Source organism: Bacillus sp. FJAT-22090 (genome assembly GCF_001278755.1).
GTDB lineage: Bacteria > Bacillota > Bacilli > Bacillales_A > Planococcaceae > Psychrobacillus.
This window is the reverse complement of record NZ_CP012601.1, coordinates 1,611,084-1,635,751: the sequence shown is the minus strand read 5'-3', so window position 1 is coordinate 1,635,751 and position 24,668 is coordinate 1,611,084. Positions and strand designations below refer to the sequence as shown.

Annotated in this window: 27 protein-coding genes; 25 read left to right on the top strand and 2 right to left on the bottom strand. The window is 35.1% G+C overall.

Annotation, left to right across the window (positions count from 1 at the left end; translation table 11 throughout):
* The first annotated feature begins 4 nt into the window (after positions 1-4).
* The 5 genes from AM499_RS08570 to rpsA all read left to right on the top strand — a co-directional run bounded on the left by AM499_RS08570 (position 5) and on the right by rpsA (position 4,598).
* Positions 5-1,285, top strand: a complete 1,281-nt coding sequence (locus AM499_RS08570; protein ID WP_053589812.1) for a PepSY1/2 domain-containing protein — start codon at positions 5-7, stop codon at positions 1,283-1,285.
* A 73-nt stretch (positions 1,286-1,358) separates the two neighbouring features.
* Entirely contained in the window at positions 1,359-2,006 is a 648-nt protein-coding gene (locus tag AM499_RS08565; protein ID WP_053589811.1) for a flagellar brake protein, read from the top strand.
* Between the two features lie 80 nt (positions 2,007-2,086).
* Positions 2,087-2,761, top strand: a complete 675-nt coding sequence (cmk, locus tag AM499_RS08560; protein ID WP_053589810.1) for a (d)CMP kinase — start codon at positions 2,087-2,089, stop codon at positions 2,759-2,761.
* A 1-nt stretch (position 2,762) separates the two neighbouring features.
* On the top strand, positions 2,763-3,353 hold the full coding sequence (locus tag AM499_RS08555; RefSeq protein ID WP_053589809.1) for a lysophospholipid acyltransferase family protein: 591 nt from the start codon (positions 2,763-2,765) through the stop codon (positions 3,351-3,353).
* Between the two features lie 96 nt (positions 3,354-3,449).
* Entirely contained in the window at positions 3,450-4,598 is a 1,149-nt protein-coding gene (gene rpsA / locus AM499_RS08550; protein WP_053589808.1) for a 30S ribosomal protein S1, read from the top strand.
* Positions 4,599-5,001: 403 nt separating this feature from the next.
* Here rpsA and AM499_RS08545 read toward each other — a convergent pair whose 3' ends face one another.
* Entirely contained in the window at positions 5,002-5,181 is a 180-nt protein-coding gene (locus tag AM499_RS08545; RefSeq protein ID WP_053589807.1) for a hypothetical protein, read from the bottom strand.
* A 988-nt stretch (positions 5,182-6,169) separates the two neighbouring features.
* Here AM499_RS08545 and AM499_RS08535 point away from each other — a divergent pair.
* Positions 6,170-6,355: a hypothetical protein gene (locus tag AM499_RS08535; RefSeq protein WP_053589805.1), complete on the top strand. Its 186-nt coding sequence runs from the start codon at positions 6,170-6,172 to the stop codon at positions 6,353-6,355.
* 181 nt (positions 6,356-6,536) lie between these two features.
* On the opposite strand, the gene AM499_RS08530 is transcribed toward AM499_RS08535, so the two are convergent.
* The gene (locus tag AM499_RS08530) at positions 6,537-7,106 is read right to left on the bottom strand and encodes a hypothetical protein (protein WP_053589804.1); all 570 of its coding nucleotides are present in this window, start codon (positions 7,104-7,106) and stop codon (positions 6,537-6,539) included.
* Positions 7,107-7,602: 496 nt separating this feature from the next.
* On the opposite strand from AM499_RS08530, the gene der reads away from it, so the two are divergent.
* The 19 genes from der to aroA all read left to right on the top strand — a co-directional run bounded on the left by der (position 7,603) and on the right by aroA (position 24,634).
* Entirely contained in the window at positions 7,603-8,913 is a 1,311-nt protein-coding gene (gene der, locus AM499_RS08525) for a ribosome biogenesis GTPase Der (RefSeq protein WP_053589803.1), read from the top strand.
* 28 nt (positions 8,914-8,941) lie between these two features.
* The gene (locus AM499_RS08520) at positions 8,942-9,961 is read left to right on the top strand and encodes an NAD(P)H-dependent glycerol-3-phosphate dehydrogenase (protein ID WP_053589802.1); all 1,020 of its coding nucleotides are present in this window, start codon (positions 8,942-8,944) and stop codon (positions 9,959-9,961) included.
* 80 nt (positions 9,962-10,041) lie between these two features.
* Positions 10,042-10,248: a DUF2768 domain-containing protein gene (locus AM499_RS08515; protein ID WP_231687546.1), complete on the top strand. Its 207-nt coding sequence runs from the start codon at positions 10,042-10,044 to the stop codon at positions 10,246-10,248.
* A 13-nt stretch (positions 10,249-10,261) separates the two neighbouring features.
* Positions 10,262-10,972 (top strand): hypothetical protein, encoded by a 711-nt coding sequence (locus AM499_RS08510; protein ID WP_053589801.1) that lies wholly within the window; start codon positions 10,262-10,264, stop codon positions 10,970-10,972.
* A gap of 78 nt (positions 10,973-11,050) precedes the next feature.
* Positions 11,051-12,529 carry a stage IV sporulation protein A gene (gene spoIVA, locus AM499_RS08505; RefSeq protein WP_053589800.1) on the top strand — a complete coding sequence of 493 codons (1,479 nt, stop codon included), beginning with the start codon at positions 11,051-11,053 and terminating at the stop codon, positions 12,527-12,529.
* Between the two features lie 172 nt (positions 12,530-12,701).
* Entirely contained in the window at positions 12,702-12,974 is a 273-nt protein-coding gene (locus AM499_RS08500) for an HU family DNA-binding protein (protein ID WP_053589799.1), read from the top strand.
* Positions 12,975-13,171: 197 nt separating this feature from the next.
* Positions 13,172-13,741, top strand: coding sequence for a GTP cyclohydrolase I FolE (folE, locus tag AM499_RS08495; protein ID WP_053589798.1), 570 nt, complete (start codon positions 13,172-13,174; stop codon positions 13,739-13,741).
* A 67-nt stretch (positions 13,742-13,808) separates the two neighbouring features.
* Positions 13,809-14,033: a trp RNA-binding attenuation protein MtrB gene (gene mtrB, locus AM499_RS08490; protein ID WP_053589797.1), complete on the top strand. Its 225-nt coding sequence runs from the start codon at positions 13,809-13,811 to the stop codon at positions 14,031-14,033.
* 45 nt (positions 14,034-14,078) lie between these two features.
* Positions 14,079-14,840: a heptaprenyl diphosphate synthase component 1 gene (locus AM499_RS08485; protein ID WP_053589796.1), complete on the top strand. Its 762-nt coding sequence runs from the start codon at positions 14,079-14,081 to the stop codon at positions 14,838-14,840.
* 3 nt (positions 14,841-14,843) lie between these two features.
* The gene (locus AM499_RS08480) at positions 14,844-15,548 is read left to right on the top strand and encodes a demethylmenaquinone methyltransferase (RefSeq protein ID WP_053589795.1); all 705 of its coding nucleotides are present in this window, start codon (positions 14,844-14,846) and stop codon (positions 15,546-15,548) included.
* Between the two features lie 20 nt (positions 15,549-15,568).
* On the top strand, positions 15,569-16,543 hold the full coding sequence (gene hepT / locus AM499_RS08475; RefSeq protein WP_082355211.1) for a heptaprenyl diphosphate synthase component II: 975 nt from the start codon (positions 15,569-15,571) through the stop codon (positions 16,541-16,543).
* A gap of 164 nt (positions 16,544-16,707) precedes the next feature.
* Positions 16,708-17,154, top strand: a complete 447-nt coding sequence (gene ndk / locus AM499_RS08470) for a nucleoside-diphosphate kinase (protein ID WP_053589794.1) — start codon at positions 16,708-16,710, stop codon at positions 17,152-17,154.
* A 433-nt stretch (positions 17,155-17,587) separates the two neighbouring features.
* On the top strand, positions 17,588-18,358 hold the full coding sequence (locus AM499_RS08465) for a CheR family methyltransferase (protein ID WP_053589793.1): 771 nt from the start codon (positions 17,588-17,590) through the stop codon (positions 18,356-18,358).
* Positions 18,359-18,474: 116 nt separating this feature from the next.
* Positions 18,475-19,656, top strand: coding sequence for a chorismate synthase (gene aroC, locus AM499_RS08460; RefSeq protein ID WP_053589792.1), 1,182 nt, complete (start codon positions 18,475-18,477; stop codon positions 19,654-19,656).
* A 3-nt stretch (positions 19,657-19,659) separates the two neighbouring features.
* The gene (gene aroB / locus AM499_RS08455) at positions 19,660-20,748 is read left to right on the top strand and encodes a 3-dehydroquinate synthase (protein ID WP_053589791.1); all 1,089 of its coding nucleotides are present in this window, start codon (positions 19,660-19,662) and stop codon (positions 20,746-20,748) included.
* On the top strand, positions 20,749-21,111 hold the full coding sequence (aroH, locus tag AM499_RS08450; protein ID WP_053589790.1) for a chorismate mutase: 363 nt from the start codon (positions 20,749-20,751) through the stop codon (positions 21,109-21,111).
* Positions 21,112-21,134: 23 nt separating this feature from the next.
* Positions 21,135-22,232 carry a histidinol-phosphate transaminase gene (hisC, locus tag AM499_RS08445; RefSeq protein ID WP_053589789.1) on the top strand — a complete coding sequence of 366 codons (1,098 nt, stop codon included), beginning with the start codon at positions 21,135-21,137 and terminating at the stop codon, positions 22,230-22,232.
* Entirely contained in the window at positions 22,232-23,332 is a 1,101-nt protein-coding gene (locus AM499_RS08440; protein WP_053589788.1) for a prephenate dehydrogenase, read from the top strand. The genes hisC and AM499_RS08440 overlap by 1 nt, the downstream gene beginning before the upstream one ends.
* 9 nt (positions 23,333-23,341) lie before the next feature.
* Complete coding sequence (aroA, locus tag AM499_RS08435; protein WP_053589787.1) at positions 23,342-24,634, top strand: 3-phosphoshikimate 1-carboxyvinyltransferase; 1,293 nt, start codon at positions 23,342-23,344, stop codon at positions 24,632-24,634.
* The last annotated feature ends 34 nt before the right edge of the window (positions 24,635-24,668 follow it).

The window sequence follows — 24,668 nt, the reverse complement described above, 5'->3', positions numbered from 1 at the left end:
TAAAATGAAAAAGTATATATGGATAATTGCATCTGTCGCTGTCATATTCCTTGTCTATCATTTTTCAGTTCAAGCAAAGAATAACCGGTTAGAAAATGCGCTGGCTATTCAGTATTCCAATCAATTAACATCTGCTTCAGAAAAATTAGTAAAACTAAGTGACTCAATTGATCAAACTCTATTATTTCAAGATAAAGAAGCACTAGAACAACCATTGGACGATGTATGGAGGCTATCTTCTGATGTTCGTGCATCAATTTCAGCATTACCAATCGATAGTGAGACTTCTACTGCATGGATGAATTATTTAAATCGTATCGGAAATGGTGCTTCACTCGTAAAAGAGGGAAAAGTACCAATTGAAGATTGGCAAAAAAATATGTCAAATGCACGTGACAATTTACGTTCGCTTTCTGAACAATGGGCTTTTACAAACAGAGAGGACGGATCGAAAGATTATATAGTCAATTCGTTTGTGAATAATAAAGTAAATAAAAGTAGTGAAAAGAATTGGAAGTCACTTGGAAATTCAGTGAAAACCTACACGGAAAGTGATTTTCCAATGACGGCTAGTGAGACGGATCAACAGAAAAAGAAGGATCTTAAACATATAGAGGATTCAGAAGTTACTGCTGAACAAATGAAACAAAAATTTATTAAGTTATTCCCAGAATTTAAAGATGCTACAATTCATATTACGGAGAGTTCCAAAGATGCACCATATCCTTTTTACCATATTCAGTTCCATAAGGGAATTCGTATTGGATATGCTGACTTCACTAAAAAGGGTGGTCATTTATTATCTTACTTAATGGAGAGACCATTTGATCAAACAGCAATATCCGTTGAACAATTAAAAGAAAAAGCTTCAACCTATATGAAAGCTTTTGACTATGCGGATACCGAAATGGTGGAGTACCGTGAGAACAATATAGCTTGGCATTTATCATTTGCTAGAAAGGATTCGGAGAATGACGCATTAATTTATGCAGATGGAATTCAACTAAAGGTTGCAAAAGATAATGGTGAATTACTTGGGTTAAACGCAATGGAATATATTCAAAAAGAAAAAATTGCTCCTCAAGAAGTGAAGCCACTGAACTATAAAGAGATGTTCTCAAGTGATTTTTCAGTGGAAGAGGAACGTTTAGCTTATGTTGAAAATAAAGAATTACAACAAAGACTAGCTTTTGAAGTTTTAACAAAAAATGATTCTATTGGCACATATAGAATTTATATCGATACAGAAAATCATGAGATATTGCACTCAGAAAAACTCCCTTAAACATTTTTTATAGAAAAATGTACTTTTAAGTGTCATAATAGAACTATTATGACACTTAAAGAGGGATAAAAGTATGGAAATTAAACTTGGGACTAATTTAATACTAGAGCCTACGTTTACAGACAAAGCAGAGAAATATCGATGTAAAGTGGTTGACTTAGATGAACAATTTATATATGTTGACTATCCGATAGATACAAATACGAATAGAACCGCTTTTTTCATTGATGGTGCTCAACTTCGTGCTTCTTATGTAGAGGAATCTAAATCCGCGTTTGCTTTTCAAACAGAAGTATTGGGTAAGAGAAATGGGCAAATACCGATGATAAAGCTTCTTTATCCAGGTGACTCGGAAATAATAAAAATTCAAAGAAGAGATTTTGTTCGAGTTACTACTGCTTTAGATATCTCCATACAATTTGAAGATGAAAAATACCAATTTGTTACGGATGATCTTAGTGCAGGAGGAACAGCTGTTATACTGAATCGGGAAGTTAGGTTTAAAGAAGGGGACGAAATTTCTTTACTTATTCCTCTTGCTTTTAATAATGGTGACATTAAATATGTTACTACAACTGCAGCAGTTGTTCGAATATGGGAAAGAGGGCAGCAACATATAGCCTCTCTTCAATTTACTGATACAGATGACTTAGATAAACAGCAAATAGTTCGCTTTTGTTTTGAGCGCCAATTATCATTAAGAAAAAGAGAAATGAGCTGAAAAAAGTCTGTTTATACAGGCTTTTTTTTTACGTACGAATTTATGCTAAAATATACTTGAATAGAGTGGAGGCTACAAATATGACAAAACAAATACAAATAGCAATAGATGGTCCTGCAGCGGCAGGGAAAAGTACTATTGCTAAAAAGACTGCAGAATTACTTGGATATACATATGTAGATACAGGAGCCATGTATCGTGCAATAACGTATAAAGCCATTCAATCAAACATAGATTTGCAAGATGAAGATAAATTAACTAGCTTACTTAAACAAACATCGATTGAGTTAAAGCCTTCTCCTAAAGGACAGCAAGTATTTCTAGATAATCAAGAGGTAACAGAGGAGATTCGCTCAAAAGAAGTAACAGCATCCGTTTCTGTAGTTGCAGCACATGCCGAATTACGTAAAGAAATGGTGCGTAGACAGGTAGAGATGGGGAAAAACGGAAGTGTGGTAATGGATGGTAGAGATATTGGTACATCCGTATTAACTGATGCTGAGTTAAAAATTTTCATGTCTGCAAGTGTAGAAGAACGTGCAAAAAGAAGGTTTAGTGAGAATAATAAAAGAGGTATTGAGTCCAGTCTAGAAGAACTTATGAATGATATAGAACTTCGAGACAAGCTGGATAGTGAGCGAGAAGCTTCACCTTTAGTACAAGCAGAGGATGCAATTTTTATAGACACTACCTCACTTACAATTGAAGAAGTATCTGAGAAAATTATGAAACTTGCAAAAGAAAGGATGGCTTAATATGAATCTATATTCCTTTGCGAAGACAGTTGTTTATGCTGCTTTAAAACCTATATACCGATTTGAAGTAATCGGAATAGAAAAGTTCCCAAAAGAGGGAGGAATTCTATTATGTGCAAATCATATTGATGCTTTAGATCCACCAGTAGTGGGTATTAATGCACCAAGACCAGTAAATTTTATGGCGAAGGAAGAATTATTTAATATTCCAATCTTGAAAAATATTCTTCCTGGAGTAAATGCTTTTCCAGTAAAAAGAGGGATGAGTGATAGAGATGCCTTGCGTATGGCTATTAAACTCTTAAAGAATGGAGAAGTAGTAGGTCTTTTTCCAGAAGGGACAAGAAGTAAAGATGGAAAGCTAGGAAAAGGTTTTAGTGGGGCAGGTTTTTTTGCGCTAAGAGGAGATGCAAATGTAGTTCCTTGTGCGATTATCGGTCCCTATAAACCATTTAGAAAGTTAAAAATTGTATTCGGAGATATGATAGATATTCAACCTTATAGAGAGCGGAAAGCTTCTGCTGATGAAGTGACTGAAGTTATAATGGAGAGTATTGGGGTACTACTAGAGCAACATAAAAAAACGAAATAAATCAAATCTTTTTTCAATTTGAGAAGGGCTTCCTTTTGTATTTCTGTGCTTGTTCGCATAAAATAGAGAAGAGACGTTGTGAAGGAGGATAATCATATGTCAGAAGAAATGAACTTAGTTGACTCACATGAGTTTAAAGAGGGAGATCTAGTAAAAGCGACGATTGCGCAAGTAGACGAGAAGTCAGCAATCGTAACAATCGAAGGTGCACCTTTTGATGGAATAGTTCCAATCAGTGAACTATCGAGCTTGCATATTGAAAAAGCATCCGACGCCGTTTCCATCGGTGAAGAATTAGAGTTAATGATTACAAAAGTAGAAGAAGCAAATTTTGTCCTTTCCAAGCGCAAAGTAGATGCAGAAAAAGCTTGGGATCAGCTTGAAAAACAATTTCAATCAGGTGAAGTGATTGAAACAGAAGTAAAAGAAGTAGTAAAAGGCGGTTTAGTCGTTGATTTAGGTGTGAGAGGGTTTATCCCGGCATCTTTAATCGAGGATCATTTCGTAGAGTCGTTTGAGGATTATAAAGGTAAAGTGTTAACCTTTAAAATTGTGGAATTAGAGAAGGAAAAAAATAGGCTTATTCTTTCTCATAAAGCAGTTGTTGAAGATGAAAAAGCTGTAAGTAAACAGAAAACGCTTGAAAATATTCATAGCGGAGATATAATTTCGGGAACTGTTCAGCGAATTGCATCTTTCGGTGCTTTTGTTGATATTGGCGGTGTGGATGGTCTTGTTCATATCTCTCAAATATCTCATGATCATTTAGACAATGTTGCGGATGTATTAAAAGAAGGACAAGAAGTAAAAGTAAAAGTATTATCAGTAGATCGAGATTCAGAAAGAATTTCTTTATCTATTAAAGATACTTTACCAGGACCTTGGACAGAAATTGAAGATAAAGCATCTAAAGGTTCTGTATTAACGGGTACGGTGAGACGCATCGTTTCATATGGTGCGTTTGTAGAAGTATTCCCTGGTGTCGAGGGTCTAGTTCATATTTCTCAAATTGCGCATAAGCATGTTACTTCTCCTCATGAAGTGCTAAAAGAGGGCGAAGAAGTGGAAGTGAAAGTTCTTGATGTTAATAGTAAGGACAAACGTTTATCTTTAAGCATTAAAGAACTTATTGAAAATGAGAACGACTACAACTTAGACGACTATCAATTACCAGAAGAGTCGAAAGGATTTTCTATAAGTGATGTATTAGGCGATAAACTAAAGGATTTTACGAATAAAAACTAGATTAGACTGTTCAAAGTTTTTAGGGAGTCGAAGGTATTATTCATAATATGATTTAATTGAGCAGGCGATTTTATAAAGTCGCCTGCTTTTGTGTGTCCTAATCCCATGCAATTTTACTAAAGGGAGTCCCGTTTCCACAGAAGACCAAATGCTTCGCCTCTGCTTCTCCCATTGAAGGTGGGAAGTTTCAATAGTGAAAAATCAATAAAAAGTGAACACTTCGAAAAATGTATCCTAAAACAAAAAAGACCTTTTGCATGAAGGTCTTTAAAAACTGGATATTAAACTGGGAGTTAGGAAGGAAAGTGACGCGTCTTATTTGCTTTTAATAATATGTCCAATAATTACAAAATAATATAACCAATTAGTGTTGATTTGACCTAGATCTTTTTCTATTCCTTTTTTAATCTTTTCGACTATTACCATTCTGTGTACTTTCAGCAATTGTGGAAGTAGCTTGCTTATAATCATTATTTATAGTAAGTGAAGAGGCTTTTACAGGATCTCCATACGCTGTATCAGTAGTTTGAACTTTCTTTTTCTTACTAGTACTTGCATTCGTATTCACGTTTTTATTTGTCATTTGTGTAGAACCTCCTAAATAAATTTCCAAATAGCCTACGAAAGGAGAGTTGATTACATACTAATAAATGTGATCCCACATAGGTCATCCCTCTACCTTTATAATCCCTAATAACGCGCTTATTATTCATCTCAAATGCGATTTTTATACACAGACCAGTAAGGCAAGCGACTTTGTAAATAGAATATTTTGAGCAAAAGAAAAGGAGGACTGAAGAGTGACTTTATAAGTGGTGCAGATAATAATTGTGAAGGTCGCTTTTTTGTTCTTTCACATTATAGTAAAAATTGAATATTCAAAAAGGATAGACAAAATTATTTTTTTAGTATAATATTCCTTGTGGGGTAGGCAACATGAATTACTGAAATACCGGATATTTTAAAATAATCTTAGCAAGAATATTATTACTAGGAAAGAAGATGCGAACGGTTATGAAGAGGTATTATGTTCTGAGACAAAGAGATGATTTTTTTGGATTATTTTCACAATTAATAGATGATTCGAAGTGTATAATAATTCCTAAAAAAATGATTGATGTTTCTTTGAATGTGGGTGATCTAGTTGAAATTAACAAAATGGATAGAGGATATGAAATAAAAGTAATAAAAGAAACGAAAATATATAGGTGACATGGTTTGAACTATTTTAAAAAAATTTAAAAGTTTCTAAGGAAAAAGGAGAAATCTATGAAAAGAGTAGTAGCAGATAATTCTGGGATATTGGAATAATGAAAGCTAATAAAAATATAAGAAATAGAAATAGAATTATAGTAATGATAGTAATGATTATAGTTATAATTTTAATAAGTATAGAATACAATATTTCTCGTTAAATATAAGAATAACCAAGAATTTGAGTTATAATGACTGACAAAAATAATTCCATTCCTCCTCACTTAATTGTGGGTGGGGCTTTTTTTATTTGCCTAATCAGGAATCATGATTGGTGAATACATTGATTATAGTTGAAAAGAAAAAGGAGAGAATAAATGGATCCTCGTTTAGCAGAGCTTCTTCAGAAGACAAGTTTATACGGTACTTTAGCGAAATACTATGAACATATAGATCCAAAATGGCATATGTATTTTTACGAATTGCACTTTAAGTATGAGAATCAGCTTGTTCAATATTACTGGATGCTTCGTCAACAAAATCCAAATATGGATAACGAATGATCTAAACTATTTTTAATTTAGTTAGCCGCCAAGTTAGAAGCGGCAGACGTTACGTTAAAATAATTGAATCCAACGAGTGATTTATGTTTTATTCAACTAAAGGGTGCTTTAGTTGATGAAGGCACTGCGTTCTATGCTATAAACAAAAGCCCAACCATTATTGAGGTTGGGCTTTTGTTATTTAATCCATTTCAAAAGGGTATCTTGCTATTTCACTTTCATTGAATTTATCATTAAAAGTGATTTCGTAAACTCCTCTTTCTCGCATGTCTTCAATCATTAAGTCTTCATTAATATCTATGCCTAAACGTTTTTCTAATTCTTCATCTGATAATGTAGTATCTAATTGAATATTTACTAATTCATCTTCAAAAAACATAGCACTTACATAATCAATTCCATCTGTTCCTAAATAAGAAATATAATCAACTTCTACAATTTCACCTTGTTTAAATTCCAGTTGACCATTTTCATATTGCGTTTCGTCTGGATCTACTGAAAATAATGCATCTATGTTTGCACGTGTTAATGTATTATCTATTTCTACCAAAGGTGCTGTAATATCTTCAGTTTTCTCTGTTTTTGTTGTTTCTTCTTCATTAGTTGTTTCATTTTCGGTAGGTTCTTCATGAGTAACAACTTCAAGTGTTCCTTCAACTTTATTATCATCAACACTAGAAGTTTCTTGTTGTTTATCTGAACAACCGATAAGTAAAAGTGTAGTGGTTAAAAGCAAAGCAAAAACTTTCAAATGATTCTCTCCATCCCATTTTGGTATTTATTATAACTTACTTGTAAATGGAAATGGAGTAAACATATTATATCTAATTGGTGAAAACAATTATTTTTTTACACAGATTTTACACTGGGAATCTAAAAGACCTTGAATCAATAGTATTGAGTGCTCAAATCGATTCCCACCGAGGGTGTAGCTGAATAGTTATACAAATAAAGATAAAGATAACAATAATTTGTTGTCTGTTTATTAGTATTGCGCTTGTAATATCCGTTAGTTAGCTTTCTTAACCTATACATAATGCCGCCTATGACTTTTATTTTTTATTTATTTGTTAGCCCCAAAGTATCCCAAGGCAATGCATGGTAGCAATTAATTTGCTTTGTGTAAGTTTTAACAATTTCTAAACAATGATACGTCTAGGATTTCGTTTAATATATAGGGAATGTGCATTTGTGTGTCACTATGTTGTATAATACAGAATAGATGAAGTTGGAAGGATGAATTAGCAATGACAAAACCAGTAGTAGCAATCGTTGGTAGGCCAAATGTCGGCAAATCAACCATATTTAATCGAATTGTAGGAGAGCGTGTATCTATTGTGGAAGATATTCCAGGTGTTACACGTGATCGTATATATAGCTCGGCAGATTGGTTAACACATGAGTTTAACATTATTGACACAGGTGGTATTGAGCTTAGTGATGAACCATTCTTAGAGCAGATTAAACAACAAGCAGAAATTGCAATGGACGAAGCTGACGTAATTGTTTTCTTAACAAATGGGCGAGAAGGTGTAACTTCAGCTGACGAATATGTTGCAAAAATTTTATACAAAACGAAAAAGCCTGTAGTTTTAGCGGTGAATAAAATCGACAATCCTGATATGCGTGAAATGATCTATGACTTTTATGCATTAGGTATGGGCGAACCATATCCGATCTCTGGATCACATGGACTTGGACTTGGGGATTTGTTAGATGAAGTTGCGAAAAATTTCCCTGATTTGGAGGACCAAGAGTACGGTGAGGATGTTATTAAATTCTCATTAATCGGAAGACCTAATGTAGGGAAGTCATCATTAATCAATGCATTTTTAGGACATGAACGTGTAATCGTAAGTGATATAGCTGGTACTACGAGAGATGCTATAGACACCGAGTACTCCTTTGATGGACAAGATTATGTCATGATCGACACAGCAGGAATGCGAAAAAAAGGTAAAGTTTACGAAACAACGGAGAAATACAGTGTGCTACGTGCTCTAAAGGCGATAGAACGCTCAGATGTTGTCTTAGTTGTTATAAATGCAGAAGAAGGTATTCAGGAGCAGGATAAAAAAATTGCTGGATATGCACATGAGGGCGGAAAAGCGGTTATTATCGTAGTCAATAAATGGGATGCAATTGAGAAAAATGATAAAACGATGAATGAAATGACAAAATCTATTCGTGAACATTTTCAATTCTTAGACTATGCACCAATAGTATTTGTATCAGCGAAAACAAAACAACGTGTGCATGCAATTTTACCTATTATTAATAAAGTAAGTGAAAATCATTCACTTCGTGTACAATCTTCTGTATTGAATGAAGTGATTGAGGATTCTGTAGCTCGTAATCCTGCCCCTACTGATAAAGGCAAAAGATTGCGTATTTACTATGCAACGCAAGTGGCTATTAAGCCACCGACATTTGTTGTGTTTGTAAATGAACCTGAGTTAATGCACTTCTCATACGAGCGATTTTTAGAAAATCGTATTAGAGAATCATTTGATTTTGAGGGAACTCCTATCCGAATCATTACTCGTGCAAGAACTTGATTAAATTGTTTTAAAGGGGCGTATAGTAATGGAGAAGATAACTGTATTAGGAGCTGGTAGCTGGGGTACAGCTCTAGCAATGGTACTAGCTAATAACAATCATGATTGTCTCCTTTGGTCACATAGAGAAAACCAAGCAGCTGAAATAAATACTGAACATACAAATAAAAAGTATCTACCAGAAACCGTTTTACCGAGTAACCTAAAAGCAACTAGTAGCTTTGAAACAGCTATCAAACATGCAAATACCATTGTAATTGCGGTTCCTACGAAGGCGATTCGAGATGTTTGTCGTGATATGAAAGAGCATTTAAATAGTAAAAAACTGTTTGTGCATGTTTCGAAGGGGATAGAACCTGATTCATTCAAACGTATTTCTGAAATGATTGTAGATGAAATACCTACAATCAATGTGGAAGCAATTGTTGTATTATCTGGTCCGAGCCATGCAGAAGAAGTTGTCTTAAACCACCCTACTACTATTACTGCTGCGAGTGAGAATATGGAAGCTGCTAAACAGGTTCAAGACTTATTTATGAACAATTCTTTTCGAGTATATACGAATGATGACGTGATTGGTGTAGAAATAGGGGCTGCCCTTAAAAATGTAATTGCTTTAGCTGCAGGTATTGTTGATGGATTAGGCTATGGTGATAATGCAAAGGCTGCGCTTATAACAAGAGGCCTAGCAGAAATTACGAGGTTAGGTATTAGTTTAGGCGCACAACCTTATACATTTTCAGGTTTAACTGGGATGGGAGACTTGATTGCCACGTGTACAAGCGTCCATTCTAGAAACTGGAGAGCTGGAAATATGCTTGGCAAAGGTGCATCGCTTGAAAAAGTACTAAATGAGATAGGTATGGTAGTAGAGGGCGTTCGAACTACGAAAGCTGCTTATCAACTAGCTCAAAAACAACAGGTGGATATGCCTATTACTGAAGCGCTTTATTCTGTTTTATTTGAAAATATAAGTCCTAAAGAGGCAGTAGATATACTAATGCATAGAACGAAGAAACATGAGTTAGAGGATTATAAAACTTTCTAATTTATACAAAAAGAGTTGTACAAATTACAACTCTTTTTTGATGTGATATACTTTTTAGTTGTAGAAAGGTGGGTAAGCACATGTTATTGATATCATCTATGGATAAGATGTGGATTTCATTTGGTTCAATGGGCAGTATGTTTTTAGCTATGTTGTTTATGTTCTTTGTTAAGACGAAACTACAAAACAAATTTCTAAAAGCTATATTTGGTTTGATTGCATACATATTATTATTTATTGGATTTATCACAATGGTATATATTATCTTTAATCCAACAAAAGCTTAGTAAGGAGATTAGGATGAGAAATATTAAACTACTTGGTATGCTCATGATAGCTATTCTTGTATTGGCTGGATGTGGTTTTAAAAACGGACAAGAAGCTGAAAATCTATTGCCGTATGAAGATCAGTTAGAAGCTGTCCAAAAAGCCGTTGATAGCTTTCAAGAAGATTCGGCTGGATTATTACCGATTAAAACCCGTGATATGGAAACTGACTTGTATATTAAGTATCCTATTGACTTTAAAAAAATTGTACCTTCATACTTAGGGAAGGCGCCAGCAAATTCTTATGAAGTTGGTGGTATTTATCAATACGTGTTGATGGATGTAGAAGAGAATCCGACTGTAAAATTAGTAGATTTACGAATTGCAGATACTATACGAGATATAAACTATCGAAAAGGTATTAATGGATACGGACCCGTTGCTGAAATCATTACGGAAGGTGTCTACAAATTAGATTACAAGAAGATGGGATATAAAAGTGAATTATCCGTACAGAGCCCTTATTCAGACACTCAATTACCTTTAGTGGCAACTGGGGATGGCAAAGTATACGTGGATTACTCAATTGAATTGAATCGTTTACTTCAAGAGAATGAAACTAAAGTTCAACCAGGCGAGGACATTCGTCATCTATTAACAGATAATTTTGCAATTGTTCCTGCCTACTCATTACCGTATACCGTAAATGAGAATAATGAACCAGTTTTTATGTTATCAAAATAAGCTCTCCAACGTTTCGTGCATTATGCATGAAACGTTTTTTTTGTGCATATATTAAACTGCGAAGAAAGGAGAATATCCATGACAAATAAACTTTATGAACAAATAGCAGAGCGTACTAATGGAGATGTGTATATTGGTGTTGTAGGACCAGTTCGTGTTGGAAAATCTACATTTGTAAAGCGTGTAATGGAGCTTGTAGTTATTCCAAATATAAAAGAGGAATCGGAAAGAATACGTGCACAGGATGAACTTCCACAAAGTTCTCCAGGTAATGTAATTATGACAGCAGAGCCCAAATTTGTTCCTGCACATGGAACGAATATTTATCTGGGCGAAGAGCAGTTACGCTTACAAATTAGATTAGTAGATTGTGTAGGTTATATGATTGATGGAATAAAAACGCATTCAGGCGAAGATGGTCAAAAATTAGTGCATACACCTTGGCATAGTGAAGCCATCCCATTTGAAGAGGCTGCAAGAATTGGAACAGATAAAGTAATTCGAGATCATTCAACAATCGGTATAGTAGTAACAACAGATGGCTCGGTTAATAATATTCCAAGAAAAGCTGCTGAAAGTGCGGAAAGAGAAATCATTGCTCAACTGAAAGAAATCGGTAAACCTTTTGTTATTGTATTAAATAGTAAATTGCCTGGTCATGTTGATACTATTCAATTATGTGAAGACTTACAGAAAGAGCATGAAGTGCCGGTTATTGCGGTTGCTGTCGATCGAATGACTGCGGAGGAAATTCAATACATACTCCAACAAGCACTTTATGAATTTCCGATTACGGATATTGAACTAGTTAAACCTGATTGGACTGATGTATTAGAACCAGATCATTTCGTGAATAATGCAATTACATCCTCCTTGCAGGAATGGCTTCAAATTGTATCTAAAATGAGAGATGTGAAAGAGCTGGCTTCACGATTTAAACAAGTTCCTTTCATTCAATCTGCAGATGTTGTGGAAGCTAATCCTGGGCGTGGATCAGCATGTATCCAAATTGGCTTAAAACCTGAGGTATTTCAAGAAGTGTGTGACGAATGGTTAGAAGAACCTATTCAAACTAAAAAAGACTGGCTCCTGTTTGTGAAAGAAGCTTCAACAGCTAGAAAGGCATATAACAAATTTTCAGAGGCTTTAGAGGCTGCCAAAACACATGGTTACGGTGTTTCGCTACCAACTATCCAAGACTTCCAACCGTCTGCACCTGAAATTATAAAGCAAAATAATTTCTACGGTGTTAGCCTAAAGGCTAAGGCAGCTTCGCTTCATATAATCCGTGTTGACATGGAAGCTGAATTTGCGCCGCTGATAGGATCAGAATTCCATAGCCAACAACTGTTAAAAGATTTAAAGCATGGCTATTTACATGATCGAGATGCATTATGGCAAACACAAGTCTTTGGTACTTCACTTGTAGAAGTTATGAAAGAAAGTTTGCGATATAAAACAGAGAATGTTTCGGAAATTGCAAAGAAGAGAATGCGTGAAACAATTGAAAGAATGGTAAATGAAGGAGATAGAGGTTTAGTAACATTTATTTTATAAAATTTATAACGGGGCTTTTCGCGACTATGCGAAAAGTCCCGTTATTTCATTAAATTCCATTATTTTTGCTTAAAGTTCCCAAAAGAGGTGCAAATAGTGTTGCTAAGCCTTTTTGGTTGTGATACTCTTTTTACAGGTTGAAGCTATCTTCCTTTGAGAGGAGGTGAATGGTATGAATAAAACAGAATTAGTGAACTCTGTTGCTGAAGCTGCGGATCTTTCTAAAAAAGACGCATCTAAAGCAGTTGAAGCTGTATTTGAATCAATTCAAACTGCACTTGCAAGTGGTGAAAAAGTTCAATTAATCGGTTTTGGTAACTTTGAAGTTCGTGAACGTGCTGCACGTAAAGGACGTAACCCACAAACAGGTAAAGAAATCGACATCGCAGCAAGCAAGGTGCCTGCTTTTAAACCAGGTAAAGCGCTTAAAGACGCAGTAAAATAATCGATGTTGTAGTACATAGAACGGTTGCCTTGAAGCTAGCTTCTGGGTAGCCGTTCTTTTCTTTAAATAAACATATCTTGAAGAAAACATAATTATCCATTGGGAAAGTTATTTATTATATTCGATTCGTATGCTAAGATGCTAATGGTATATATCAATGCGTTTTTTTAGATGAATTGTTTCTAGGGGGTTAACAGATGACAAATGTCGATCTGAAAAAAATAGAAAAAGCAGTTACAATGATTTTAGAAGCTGTTGGCGAGGATCCTTCGAGGGAAGGGTTACTAGACACACCAAAAAGAGTTTCAAAAATGTACGCTGAAATGTTCGAAGGATTACATCAAGATCCAAAAGAATATTTTAAAACTGTTTTTAACGAGGACCATGAAGAACTAGTATTAGTCAAAGACATACCGTTCTATTCAATGTGTGAACACCATTTAGTTCCTTTTTATGGGAAAGCACATGTTGCGTATATTCCTAGAGATGGAGTAGTAACAGGACTAAGTAAATTAGCTAGGGCAGTAGAAACTACTGCAAGACGCCCCCAGCTTCAAGAAAGGATTACATCCACTATAGCGGAAAGCATAATGGATATGCTAAATCCCCACGGTGTTTATGTTGTAATCGAAGCTGAACATATGTGTATGACAATGCGAGGTATAAAGAAACCTGGTGCTAAAACAATTACTGCAGTAGCAAAAGGTATCTTAGAAAAAGATGAAGTGAAAAGATCGGAAATATTGTCTTTTATACAGATGAAGTAACAGCTTTGGATGAATGGATAAGAATATGTTATGATGGAAAAAGACTGTGAACAAAGGAGACTTTAAAATGTCTAGTTCAGATTTTATTGTTATAAAAGCAGAAGAAGATGGCGTGCATGTTATTGGATTGACAAGAGGTACTGATACAAAATTCCACCATTCGGAGAAACTGGATGATGGGGAAGTAATGATTGCTCAATTTACTGAACACACATCTGCTATGAAAATCCGTGGTAAAGCATCTATTCACACTGCGAATGGTATTGTTCAAAGTGATACGAAAAAAATGTAAGAAACTTTAAAAGATCAATTGCGATTGAGAAATGGAGTAAAGTGTATGAACGAGGCATTGTTGACACAATATGTCGAAACTTATAAAAAGAATATTCTCATGCAAATTCAACAAAACACTTTGCAAAAATACACAGGTATACCTGATGTAGATGATAAACGTTTATTTTTTACACTTTTACCACTACTAAATGGAGAAAACTGGGATCAATCGGTTAAGATATCTGCTATTTCTGTTTCTCTTATATTTGCTGCACTTGCTGCGCATGATTTAGTTAAAGAAGATAATGCTACCGCTAAGTCTCAACAATTGCAGGTGCTTGCCGGAGATTATTATAGTGGCCGCTATTATCAGTTATTAGCTAAAGAGAATCTGATTGTTTTAATTCAACAGCTATCTGATAGTGTTGCTAAAATAACAGAGCACAAAACTAGATTTTACGATTTAGAGGATTACTCATTTGAAGAATTAATTCAATCCATTCAACTAGTAGAAAGCAAACCAATTGAACAATTCTTTGAATATTACTCCTATCATGAATATGTGTTTATCATGAAAGAAGCTTTATTGCTAGCAACATTAAAAAAAGAGTTAGTTGCTTACGAAAAAAGTGAAAAAACTTTTTATATAAGTAAATCGAAATTATTTCAAAGAAATTTGGACGCACTTCGTCGAGAGATAGATAAAATAGAACATTCACTAGTACTTGACGTCCGTTCCTCAGAATTATTAAACGAGTCCTTAAAACATGCCATTTTAGAGCGGGTTTGTGAGCATTCGCTTGAACAGCAGTTGAGAGAAGGTTAAAGAATGGGTAAATCAAAAGAACAATATGTACATGAAGTTTTTGAAAAGATATCAGATAATTATGATTCTATGAATTCAGTAATTAGTTTTAAGCAACATATTAAATGGCGTATGGACACGATGAAAGAAATGCAAGTTAAAAAAGGAAGTAAAGCTCTAGACGTTTGCTGCGGTACAGCAGATTGGACTATTGCATTAGCCGATGCAATAGGTCCTACTGGAGAAGTGATTGGGTTAGACTTTAGTCAAAACATGCTGAATGTTGGGAAAGAGAAAGTGAAAGATATTTCTCAAATACAGTTAGTTCAAGGTAATGCAATGGAATTACCGTTTGAAGATAATTCTTTTGATTATGTAACGATAGGTTTTGGATTAAGAAATGTTCCTGACTATGAGCAAGTATTAAAAGAAATGAAACGTGTTGCAAAGCCTGGTGGAATGATTGTTTGTTTAGAGACTTCACAACCAGATTCTAAGTTATTTAACACTGGTTTTAGATTTTATTTCCGATATATCATGCCACTGTTTGGTAAACTATTTGCAAAAAGTTACAAAGAATATTCTTGGCTCCAGGAATCTGCAAAAGACTTTCCAAATCGAGCAGCTTTAACAAAACTATTTGAAGAAGTTGGTATGAAGAATGTTACGAGTAAGCCATATAGTGGTGGTGCTGCAGCAAGACATATTGGTTTCAAAAAAGATATTTAAGTGGGAGAAGGTTTTTATTTGTGGATAAGATGAAGTTGAAATTACTTTATTCCGATTTAAAATCGGATTTAGATGTCATCGAAAAAGAACTAGCAACAGCGGTGAATTCTTCATCTCACTTATTGAATGAAGCTTCTCTTCATTTACTACTTGCTGGAGGCAAAAGAATACGACCAGTTTTTGCCTTACTGTCAGCTAAGTTTGGCAATTATTCAATTGACACTATAAAAAACGTAGCAGTTTCAATTGAGTTAATCCATATGGCTTCACTTGTTCATGATGACGTAATAGACGATGCTGAAACACGTAGAGGAAGAGAAACGGTAAAGGCTCAGTGGAATAACAGAGTTGCCATGTATACAGGTGATTTTCTCTTTGCAAGGGCAATTGAATACATAACAGTACTAGAAAATACATATGCACATGAAGTGTTATCTCATACAATGGTAGAACTTTGTATTGGGGAGATTATTCAAATAGAGGATAAACATTTTTTAGATCAAACAGTTCGAGACTATCTAAGAAGAATAAAGCGGAAAACGGCAATCTTAATCTCTGCGAGTTGTGAATTAGGGGCAATTGCTTCTGGTGCAGATAGTAAGACGACAAGAAATCTTAAACAATTTGGTTATTATGTCGGAATGTCGTTTCAGATTATAGATGATATTTTAGACATTACCTCAACAGATGAACAACTCGGAAAACCCGCTGGAAGTGATCTGTTGCAGGGGAATATTACTTTGCCTATACTTTATGCTAAAAATGATCCTGTAATCGCTCCATTATTAAAAGAATTATTAGATGGAAATATTTCAGAAGAAAATAAACAAAGACTATTAACTGAAGTAAGAAACTCAGATGCTATTAATAAAGCGAAGCAAATAAGTAATATGTACTTGCAAAAAGCTTTGAACGAAGTAAAACAGTTACCTCCCATCCAGGCAAAAAAATCCTTACAAAACATTGCATTGTTTATGAGTAAACGAAAGTTTTGATTGGTATAATACATAGATTTGATTAAGGATACCTATTAAGATTTATTGATAACGCTAACTAAAATGCATCTTGAACGAAATTAATTTGAAAATAATACATCATAATGATATTATTTGTAACGGTGGAGATAATATCCCATTTCATATTTGAAGGAGTGTTAAACATGGAAAAAACATTTTTAATGGTAAAACCTGATGGCGTACAACGTAACTTAATCGGTGAAATCGTAAGTCGTTTTGAGAAAAAAGGATACCAATTAGTTGGAGCAAAATTAATGCAGATTCCTACTGAGTTAGCAGAACAACACTATGGCGAACATAAAGAACGCCCATTCTTTGGTGAGTTAGTAGATTTCATCACTTCTGGACCAGTTTTTGCAATGGTTTGGGAAGGTGAAAACGTTATTTCAACAGCTCGTCTTATGATGGGTGCAACTAATCCAAAAGAATCAGCTCCAGGAACAATCCGTGGTGACTTCGCAGTAACTGTTGGAAAAAATATTATTCATGGTTCTGACTCACCTGAAAGCGCTGAGCGTGAAATTGGTTTATTCTTCAAACAAGAAGAATTAGTTGCTTACTCAAAAGACGCTAACAACTGGATTAACTAATACGAAATGCGAAATCGCCTATTTCTCTCCCGACAAGCAAATGAGAAATTACGAGGAGGCAGTTTTTCAGCCACCGCAGTAATTACTCATTTGACCTCGAGGGGCAAGGCGAAGTAGCTGGACACGAAATGCGGAATCGCCTGTTTCTGCCCCGACAAGCAAATGAGAAATTACGAGGAGGCAGTTTTTCAGCCACCGCAGTAATTACTCATTTGACCTCGAGGGGCAAGGCGAAGTAGCTGGACAACGAAATACGGAATCTCGTAAGTTAACTTGTGGAACGAAGAAGTTCCACATTAAACTCGATAAGTAATCTTATAAAATAACATGAAAGACAGTCAAATTAATCTTAAATTGACTGTCTTTTTATTATGTCCATAATCTTTAGAATACGATATACTAGATATAGGCCTTTTGAAAGGAACGATGTACTTTGTCAGACTACGTTAAATTTGTGGATTCTATCAAACGAAAAACAGGAATCGATCTTGCAGCCTATAAAGAAGCGCAGATGAAACGACGACTTACTTCGTTATATGAAAAAAAAGGATATAAAAATTTTGTCGATTTTTTTAATGCTCTAGATAAAGACAGGGATTTAATGAATGAGTTTTTAGATAGAATGACAATTAATGTATCCGAGTTTTACCGTAATGGGAAGCGTTGGGAAGTTTTGCAAAATAAAATATTTCCAAAATTATTAGCAGTTAATAAGCGCTTGAAGGTTTGGAGTGCTGCATGCTCTACCGGAGAAGAACCTTATACAACTGCAATGGTTTTATCAAATTATCTACCTTTATCACAGATTTCAATTCAGGCGACTGATTTAGATGAAAATGCAATACAACGTGCAAAAGTCGGTATATATCCTGAACGATCACTTGCAGAAGTTCCAAGCGATATGATAATGAAATATTTTGAAAAGCAAGGGCAGTTTTATAAAGTTGAAGATGCGATAAAAAGAACAGTTACCTTTAAAAAACATAATTTATTAAAAGATACATACGAAAAAAATTATGACTTAATTATTTGCCGAAATGTCATGATTTATTTTACGGAAGAAGCTAAAGACCAAATCTATCAAAACTTTAGTAATTCTCTTCGATCAGGGGGTATACTCTTTGTTGGTAGTACAGAACAAATTTTCAATCCAGGTAAATACGGGTTTGAAACAGAAGACACATTTTTTTATCGGAAAAAATAAATAGTAAACTGTCCGAAGAAAAATACCAAATCGGGCAGTTTTCTTCTATACTTTGAAACTAAAATTATGATATAGTTGAAAACAAATACTTTAGCGAGTTGAAGGGGGAAAGTGTTGTGCGTTATTTAACAGCAGGTGAGTCACATGGACCACAACTAACAGCAATCATTGAAGGGTTACCAGCACAATTAGAAATTACGAGTGAACATATTAATAAGGAACTCAAGCGACGTCAAGGTGGTCATGGTCGTGGAAGAAGAATGCAAATTGAAAAAGATACAGTAGCTATTACTTCTGGTGTACGCCATGGAAAGTCATTAGGTTCTCCTGTTTGTCTAGTTGTAAATAATGATGACTGGAAGCATTGGACGAATATAATGGGAATTGAACCACTTGGTGAAGAAATTGATCCAGAAGATATTAAAAGACAAATTACTAGACCACGTCCTGGGCACGCAGATTTAGTTGGTGGTATGAAATATGGTCACCGAGATTTACGTAATGTTTTAGAAAGATCTTCTGCAAGAGAAACTACAGTTCGAGTTGCAGTAGGGGCTGTTGCGAAGCAATTGCTAAAACAATTAGGGATTTCAATAGTTGCTCATGTTACAAAGATTGGTGGTATTGAAGCAGACCTAACTTTAGCTACTGGAAAAACGATTGAGGAAATTCGTGAAGTTGTTGAATCTGACCCTGTTTACTGTCTGGATCCGGTAGCCTCAGCAAAAATGGTAGAGGCAATTGATCAGGCCAAAAAAGCCGGTGATACCATTGGTGGTGTAGTAGAAGTGATTGTGGATGGTATGCCAGCTGGGGTTGGCAGTTATGTGCACTATGATCGAAAACTAGATGGCAAACTAGCAATGGCTATGATGAGTATTAATGCTTTTAAAGGGGTAGAGGTTGGTCTCGGATTTGAAATGGCAAATTTATTTGGAAGCCAAGTCCATGATCAAATATCTTGGAGTGAAGAAGTTGGTTATACTCGTGATACAAATCGTTTAGGTGGTTTAGAAGGTGGAATGTCTACTGGAATGCCGATCGTTGTAAGAGGGGTTATGAAACCTATTCCTACTTTATACAAACCGCTTCAAAGTGTAGATATTGATACGAAAGAACCGTTTAAAGCAAGTATCGAACGATCTGATAGTTGTGCTGTCCCTGCAGCATCTGTAGTAGCAGAGGCAGTAATTGCATGGGAAATAGCAACTGCTGTTCTAGATACTTTTAATAGTGATCAAATAGACATTTTAAAGGCAGATATTGAAAGACACCGTGCATACACAAAGGGGTTTTAATGAATGATTATCCCGGTAAGAACGAAAGATTCCACCTATGAAGTTTATTTAGGCGAAAATATATTAAAAGCGTTCTGTGATAGAAATACAGAGGGTTTTGAAAAAGCAGATAAAATAGTTGTAATTACCGATGAAAATGTTTGGGGATTACATCGAGATTACTTTGACGATAACTTCTCCTTTAACTATCAGGTACATCTTGTACCAAACGGAGAAGCTTGTAAAACATTTGACTCTTATTTCAAAGTACAAACATTCCTACTACAAGAAAATTGTTCAAGAAATAGTATTTTGTTAGCCCTTGGGGGAGGGGCTGTAGGAGATTTAACTGGATTTGTAGCATCAACTTTTATGCGTGGAATTCCTTTTATTCAAATCCCAACAACGATACTTGCCCATGATAGTGCAGTTGGAGGAAAAACTGCTATTAACCATCCCAATGGAAAGAATATGATTGGTGCTTTTTATCAGCCAAAAGAAGTTTTATATGATTTTCATTTTTTAAATACTCTCCCAAAATCAGAAGTTCGTTCAGGGTTAGCAGAAGTGATTAAACATGCACTAATTAGTGATATAACATGGTCCAATGACTTTTTGAAATTAGAAAGCATCGATGCAATTCAAAAAGAAGAGCTCCTCGTTTGGTTGGAAAAAGGAATACGCGTAAAAGCACGTATAGTGGAGTTAGATGAAAAAGAGAAATCATATCGAAAATATTTAAACTTTGGTCATACATATGGACATGCAATTGAAGCTACAATTGGTTATGGAAAAATAACTCATGGCGAAGCAGTTATGATTGGTATGATTCCTGCACTTATGTTAAGTGAAATATACGGGGAAGTTAAAGCGGGTTATGCTCGTGATGTATATAAACTTGCTAAAAAGCTTGAATATAATTTTCAACATGTATTAAACAGTCCCTTTAATCAGTTGGCTACATTTATGTTGAAAGATAAAAAAACGACAAATGGTGAACTACATTTTGCTTTACTTAACCATATTGGGGATCCTTTTATCCAAATTGTTACTATGGATGAAGTGAAAAAATGTGATGATCTATTACGAAAATGGATAAAGGAGGAGATTTAATTGATAAGAGGAGTTAGAGGTGCAATCACAGTAACAGAAGACTCTAATGAAGAAGTACTTCAGGAAACAGCTCGTCTTGCGACAGAAATGGCAAGAGCTAATAATATTGACCCTGAAACAATTGCATCTGTAATCATCTCTACTACTACGGACATCTCCTCTGCTTTTCCTGCAAGAGCTGTGAGAAGTATTGAAGGATGGACATATGTACCAGTAATGTGCACTCATGAGATGAATGTTCCAGGTGCATTAGAGAAATGTATTCGTTTATTGATGCATATTAATACTGACAAAACTCAAAAAGAAATCCAACATATTTATTTAAATGAAGCAGTCCGATTAAGACCAGACTTAGTCAAGTAAATAAAAGAATCGAGGAGCTTTAAATGAAATTTAAAAAACAAATTAAAGGATTACAAGCATACCAACCTGGAAAGACAACAGATGAAGTAAAAAGAATATATAATTTAAATAAAGTTGTAAAACTTGCATCGAATGAAAATCCATACGGAGCATCTCCTAGAGTGAAAGCTTTTTTGGATAACGCAAAAGTAAATTTTGCAATTTATCCCGATGGATATGCAACAAAACTTCGATCTGCAGTTTCTAAACATTTAAATGTCTCAGAAAACCAATTATTATTTGGTAATGGTTCAGATGAAAATATTTTAATAGTTTCGAGAGCAATTTTGAGACCAGGGTTAAATACGGTTATGGCGAACATCACTTTCGGACAATACAAGCATAATGCAATTGTAGAAGGTGCTGAGGTAAGAGAAGTGCCTCTTAAAAATGGAGAACATGATTTAGACAAAATGTATGAAGCTATCGATGACAACACAGCAATCGTTTGGATTTGTAATCCCAATAATCCTACTGGAACATTAACACCTAGCCAAAAAATTAAAGAATTTGTTGAAAAAGTTCCAAGCGATGTATTAATAGTATTAGATGAAGCTTACACCGAATATATTACGGATGAAACGTATGTAGACTCTATTGGTCTTATAGACAAGCATCCAAATGTGCTAATTATGCGTACATTCTCGAAAGCATACGGTTTAGCAAGCTTCCGAGTTGGATATGCCATTGGTTCAGAGGAAGTTATTAGTCAACTAGAACCAACTCGCGAGCCATTTAACAATACAGTCTTAAGCCAAGAGGTAGCAATAATTGGACTAGAAGATCAGTCATTTATTCAAGAATGCAAAATGAAAAATAATGCTGGGAAAAAGCAATTTGAAGAATATTGTAAAGTTCGTAATTTAGATTTTTATCCATCTCATACAAACTTTATCTTAATGGAAGTAAAAGCGGATAGTGATTTAGTGTTCCAAGGACTAATGCAACGAGGATTTATCGTCCGAAGTGGGAATGTTTTAGGAGTGCCTGGATATCTAAGAATAACGATAGGTACAGAGGAAGAAAATTCAGAGCTCCTACAAAAACTTGATGAGGTATTACGTGAGGAAGGCGTTATTTAATGAAACAAACTGTTTTCATCATAGGACTAGGACTAATTGGAGGTTCTCTAGCACTTGGTTTAAAGAGAAATCCTGAAACTTTTATCATCGGTTATGATGCGGATAGTCACACGCTTCGCACGGCAAAGAGAATCGGTATTATCGATGAAATGGCAGTTCATATGAAAGATGCATCAGAGCTAGCGGATGTTATTATTTTTGCAACTCCTGTCAATGAAACTATTCGCTTGATGCAAGAGATGCATAACTGGCAATTAAAAAAGAATGTGATTGTTTCAGACACTGGAAGTACTAAAAAAGTAATTATGAAAGCTGCTTTAGAATTAAAAGAAGCAGGTATTACTTTTATTGGTGGCCATCCAATGGCTGGCTCTCATAAAAGTGGTGTAGAAGCCGCCAGAGCGCATCTTTTTGAAAATGCCTATTATATGCTAACTCCATTTCAAGATACAAAAGAAGAACAAATTCAAACACTTTTGAATCTCTTGCAAGTGACGAAAGCAAAAATTGTACAAGTGGATGCAGAAGAGCATGATCATATGACTGCGGTTGTAAGTCACTTTCCTCACTTAGTAGCAGCATCGCTTGTACATCAGCTAGCAGGTGAAAACGAAGCCTTTCCTTTTACAAAACAACTAGCTGCTGGTGGATTTCGTGATTTGACAAGAATCGCTTCTTCGAATCCTATTATGTGGAGAGATATTACTGTCCAAAATCGTCAAGAACTATGCAACCAACTACAAAACTGGACGGAAGAAATGATTAGACTACAAAATTTATTATTGCATGCAGAACCCAATGAAATAGAAGCTTATTTCTCCAGAGCTAAAGAAGTCCGAGACAATTTACCTATTACTACACAAGGTGCCATGTTTACTGTATTTGATTTATATGTGGATGTTCCAGATTATCCAGGGGTGATCTCAGAAATCACTGGCTATCTAGCTAAAGACAGTATTAGTATTACTAACTTACGTATTGTTGAGACTAGAGAAGATATTTTTGGAATACTTGTTATTAGTTTTCAAACAATGGAAGACCGTGCCAAAGCAGTAGAATGTATTGCAAAAAATACAACATTTGAGACATATATTGCGTAAGGGAGGAAAATGATTTTGAGTAAAGTTTTAAATTATGGACAGCCTTCCTTGAAAGGCACTCTACGGATACCCGGTGACAAATCTGTTTCCCATCGTTCTATTATGTTTGGAGCAATAGCGAAAGGAACAACAACTGTTGAAGGTTTCTTACAAAGTGATGATTGTTTAGCAACGATTGATTGTTTTTCTAAACTAGGCGTAGATATATCAATCGAAGGTGAAAACGTCAAGATATTAAGTGAAGGCATTAACGCTTGGAAAGAGCCAAAGGAAATTTTATATACAGGAAACTCTGGTACAACGACACGACTAATGCTAGGTATTTTAGCTGGTTCCAATGTCTCTTCTGTACTAATTGGTGATGATTCAATTCAAAAGCGCCCAATGAAGCGGGTAACAGAGCCTTTAAAACAAATGGGTGCTAAATTTATTGGACGAGAAAATGCTCAGTATACACCTATTGCCGTTGAAGGAACAAAACTTCACTCATTTCAATACAAAATGCCAGTAGCTAGCGCACAAGTAAAGTCTGCTATCTTATTGGCAGCACTTCAAGCAGAAGGAGAAACCGTAGTAACAGAAATAGAAACCTCACGCGATCATACAGAAAAAATGCTTCAGCATTTTGGCGCGGACATAACAGTAGAAGATAAAACAATTCGTCTAACTGGTGGACAAAATCTTACTGGCACACACGTTGTTGTGCCAGGGGACATCTCCTCTGCTGCATTTTTCTTAGTTGCTGGAGCTATTGTGCCAAATAGTGAGTTAACTCTACTTAACGTTGGATTAAACCCTACTCGAATTGGGATTACTGAAGTACTTGAAAAAATGGGTGCCAATATTAAGACGGAAATGGACTCTTTTAAAAGTCATGAAGAGATGGGAACATTGGTAGTAGAGTCATCTACTCTAAAATGTACGGAAATCGGTGGAGATATTATTCCTAAACTAATTGATGAAATCCCAATTATTGCTCTTCTCGCAACCCAAGCACATGGAAAGACAATTATTAAGGATGCAGAAGAGTTAAAAGTGAAGGAAACGAATCGAATTGATGCTGTCGTCGATGAACTAAAAAAATTGGGAGCCAATATTTCTGCTACAGATGATGGAATGATAATTGAAGGACCAACCCCTCTTCATGGGGCAAATTTAAGAACTTATGGAGATCATCGTATCGGAATGATGGCTGCTATTGCTTCTCTCATTACTTCTGGCCCAGTGACAATTGATAATGCTGACTGTATCTCTGTAAGCTATCCTAACTTTTTTGAGCAATTGAATAGTGTAATTAGATAAAGTATAGGCGTTGTTATTTATTCCTATTTATTTT